Origin of the sequence: Sphingomonas sp. (assembly GCF_026460985.1) — a bacterium.
GTDB lineage: Bacteria > Pseudomonadota > Alphaproteobacteria > Sphingomonadales > Sphingomonadaceae > Sphingomonas.
The window spans coordinates 1-3,444 of the sequence record NZ_JAPKNM010000015.1; the positions used below are offsets into that span (position 1 = coordinate 1).

5 protein-coding genes and 1 tRNA gene are annotated in these 3,444 nt (G+C 69.8%); 1 reads left to right on the forward strand and 5 read right to left on the reverse strand.

The annotated features are described in order from the left end of the window. The first annotated feature begins 199 nt into the window (after positions 1–199). The gene (locus MT490_RS03075; protein WP_297384159.1) at positions 200–1,111 is read left to right on the forward strand and encodes a DMT family transporter; all 912 of its coding nucleotides are present in this window, start codon (positions 200–202) and stop codon (positions 1,109–1,111) included. A 37-nt stretch (positions 1,112–1,148) separates the two neighbouring features. Here the strand turns inward: MT490_RS03075 and MT490_RS03080 are convergent. From MT490_RS03080 to infA, 5 genes are all read right to left on the reverse strand, one after another. Then, positions 1,149–1,224, reverse strand: a tRNA-Phe gene (locus MT490_RS03080). Between the two features lie 31 nt (positions 1,225–1,255). After that, positions 1,256–1,441: a DNA gyrase inhibitor YacG gene (gene yacG, locus MT490_RS03085; protein ID WP_297384161.1), complete on the reverse strand. Its 186-nt coding sequence runs from the start codon at positions 1,439–1,441 to the stop codon at positions 1,256–1,258. Between the two features lie 3 nt (positions 1,442–1,444). Further along, positions 1,445–2,392, reverse strand: coding sequence for a ribonuclease E/G (locus tag MT490_RS03090; RefSeq protein WP_297384162.1), 948 nt, complete (start codon positions 2,390–2,392; stop codon positions 1,445–1,447). After that, a complete protein-coding gene (locus tag MT490_RS03095; RefSeq protein WP_297384163.1) occupies positions 2,385–2,954 on the reverse strand; it encodes a nucleoside triphosphate pyrophosphatase in 570 nt (189 codons plus the stop codon). The genes MT490_RS03090 and MT490_RS03095 overlap by 8 nt, the downstream gene beginning before the upstream one ends. Before the next feature lie 12 nt (positions 2,955–2,966). Further along, positions 2,967–3,185: a translation initiation factor IF-1 gene (gene infA / locus MT490_RS03100; RefSeq protein WP_003049127.1), complete on the reverse strand. Its 219-nt coding sequence runs from the start codon at positions 3,183–3,185 to the stop codon at positions 2,967–2,969. Positions 3,186–3,444 lie beyond the last annotated feature (259 nt).

The following is a 3,444-nucleotide window of genomic DNA, read 5'->3' on the forward strand; positions in this document are numbered from 1 at the left end:
GAAGGGGCCCGCTCGCGAAGCGAGTGGGAAGGATGAGGGGGACTGAGTCTCACTCCCCCTCACCCTTCCGCCGACTAACGTCGGCTCCCTCCCTCTCCCACAAGGGGAGAGGGAAGGTGAATGACCACAACTGGATCGCCAGCTCTCATCCCGCTCCTTCCGTCTGGCGAACGGGTGCCACCTCCCCTAGGGGGCAGCCATGATCCGCCTGCGCCCCCAGACCGCCGCTTATGGCATGCTCGCCCTCGTCATGCTGCTCTGGGCGGGCAATTCGATCGTCGGCAGGGCGGTGCGCGACGACATTCCGCCCTTCCTCCTCGCGCTTCTGCGCTGGACCGGCGCACTGCTGGTGATCACGCCCTTCGCCGTGCGCCATGTCGTCGCGGATCGCGCGGCGATCGTCCGGAACGGGCCGATCATCCTGCTGCTCGGCCTGCTCGGCGTCGCGGCGTTCAACGCCTTTCTCTATTCGGGACTGCGCTACACCACGGCGAGCAACGGCCTGCTGCTCCAGGCGGCGATCCCCGCGCTGGTTCTGCTCGTCGACTTCGCGATCTTCCGCGCCCGCGCGGGCCTGGGCACCATCGCCGGCGTCGCGCTGTCGACGCTCGGCGTCGTGGTGATCGTCTTCCAGGGCAAGCTCGCCGCGCTCGCGCAGGTCGCCTTCAACCGCGGCGACGCGCTGGTGCTCGGCGGCGTGGCCGTCTGGGCCTTCTACACTTCGCTGCTCCGCCTCCGCCCGGCGCTCCACGCGACGAGCTTCCTCGCCGTCACCTTCGCGATCGGCGTGCTCGCCATGCTCCCGCTCGCCGCGACCGAGTGGCGCGAGATCGCCGCCATGGACTGGACACCGCGCGTCATCGGCGCGGTGGTCTATGTCGCCTTGCTGCCCTCGGTCGTCGCCTATGCGCTGTTCAACGCCGCGGTCGCCACGCTCGGCCCGGCGAGCGCGGGCCAGGCGATCACGCTGATGCCGCTGTTCGGCGCGCTGCTCGCGGCGCTGATCCTCGGCGAGCAGCTCCACGGCCACCATTTCGTCGGCATGACGCTGATTCTCGGCGGGATCATCGTGAGCGCAGCCGTGCGCGCCCGCGACGCGGCCGCACGCTAGCGGCGCTCGGAGCGGATCAACATCGCACTGAGGAAAATGGTGCCCGGGGACGGAGTCGAACCGCCGACACTGCGATTTTCAGTCGCATGCTCTACCAACTGAGCTACCCGGGCACGGGGGCCGGCGAACGCCGGAAGCGGGCTCTTAGTCGGGCTCCCGGCCCGTGTCCAGCCCGGTTTGTGCATTCGGATCGACAGGCTCGCCGGGGACGCGATAGCCCTCGCCCAGCCATTGCAGCAGGTCGCGATCCTTGCAGCCGCGGCTGCAGAAGGGCTTGAATTCAGGTTCGGTCGCTCTGCCGCAGATCGGGCAGCCGTCACGCTTTGCCAATGCCTACTCCTTCGGGGCGACGAACGCCGTCGCGCCCCCGATGCGCCGCGCCAGCTCTGCGGTCCAGTCGGGCCGCTGCGCCAGCCGGTTGGCGATTCGCCTGGTCACCATATGGGTAGCCGGCGGCGGCGGGGGAAGCCGCTCGATGCGGCGCAGCTCGGCGCGCGCCTCGGCGCCCACCGGATCGGCGCGCAGCAGCTCCGGGAGCGAGGGCCGCGTCCGCCGCCGCACGATCTGCAGGAAACCGAAGCCGTTGACCGTGGTCCGCTCGAACGGCTGGGGCAAGGCCGCGTCGATCGCCTCGGCCACCGCCTGGCGCGCCGCCTTGTTGGCGAGCGTCGGGAAGTCGATCCCGATCGAGCCCGCGATCCCGTGCCGCTCGATCGCGCGCGCCACCGCATGCGCCGCTGCCACCGCAAGCGGCTCGAGCGGCCCGCCGCCGTCGACGTCGAACAAAGTCATCGCCGGCGTCGGCGACAATCGCAGCGCGCCGCCCGGGAATGCGATCTCACCGGTCACCGCCTCTTCGAGCACTTCGGACCAGCCCGCCTCTTCAAGGAGATCGGGCTCGTGCGCGCGCAGCATCCGCACCGGCACGCCGCTCGCGCGGATCCGCGCCAGCAGGTCCGGCCCCTCGCCCGGCACCGCATCGGCGCCCGCCGGCACCGCCTTGGGCAGCTTGGCGCGCCCAGGCTCGGGTATCGCCTCGCGGACGATCCTCACCCTGAGCGTGGCCCCCTGGGTGATTCCCTGCGGCAGCGGATCGCACAAAGCCTCGCCGCCCTCGAAGGCGACCTTGCCCGTGCTCTTGTCGACCAGCCGCGCATTCAGCACCGCGCCGTGGCGCGGCCCCGCGCTCTCCGGCTCGATCCGCGCCTTCCAGATGACGCCCCGCGACACTAGGGCGGCGCGGTTCTCGCCGATCCCGGCCTCGTAGAGCCACTCAGCCAAGCTGGTACCCTGTGCCTTCGAGCAGCGCGCGGGTCTCGAACACCGGCAGGCCCACCACGCCCGAATGGCTTCCCGACAGGAAGCGCACGAACGCCTCGGCCTTGCCCTGGATCGCGTAGCCGCCCGCCTTGCCCATGCCTTCGCCGCTGGCGACGTACCAGTCGATCTCGGCCTGGCTCAGCCGCTTGAAGGTAACGATCGTGTCGGAGACGCGGGTGCGCGGGCGTCCGTCCAGCCCGATCAGGCACACCGCCGAGAGGCAATGGTGCCGCCGGCCCGAGAGCAGCGCCAGCATGCGGCGCAGATCGGCTTCGTCCTCGGGCTTGGCGAGGATGCGGCGGCCGACCGCGATCGTGGTGTCGCCGGCGAGGACGATCTCGTCCTCCGCGCGCGCGACCGCCTGCGCCTTGTCCATGGCGACGCGCAGCACATAGGCGCGCGGCAGCTCGCCCGGCCGGATGTCCTCGTCGACATCGGGCGCGGCGATACGATCGGGAGCGGCGCCGATCCGCGTCAGCAGGTCGCGGCGCCGGGGCGAAGTCGAAGCTAGGACGAGCCGCACAAGGGCGACCGCTTATTTGAAGCGGTAGGTGATACGGCCCTTGGTCAGGTCGTAGGGCGTGAGCTCGACGAGCACTTCGTCGCCGACCAGCACGCGGATGCGATTCTTGCGCATCTTGCCGGCGGTATGGCCGAGGATCTCGTGATCATTCTCGAGCCGGACGCGGAACATGGCGTTGGGCAGAAGCTCAACGACCTGGCCGCGCATTTCTAGGAGTTCTTCTTTGGCCAAAAATATGCCTCTCGGGTGAGCGCCAGCAAAAGTGGCGGTGCCTTTACTCTGCTGCGCACAAAAAGGGAAGGCGGACGGCAGGCTGCTGCGTCCGCTGTTAACAAGTTGGGGTGCCTTAGCCCCGAAGTCCAGCGCGGAACAAGCCCTTGCCTTGGCCGTCCCGCGCCACTTACACAAGTGTAAGTTGACGGCCGCCAACGGCCGCATGGGAGAGCAGGATGGCTGAGGCCTATATCGTCGCGGGGGGGGGCGCCGCCCG

Excerpts from the sequence above, each read along its gene's own strand:
- MT490_RS03075 (WP_297384159.1), top strand. The coding sequence starts at position 200 with ATGATCCGCCTGCGCCCCCAGACCGCCGCTTATGGCATGCTCGCCCTC.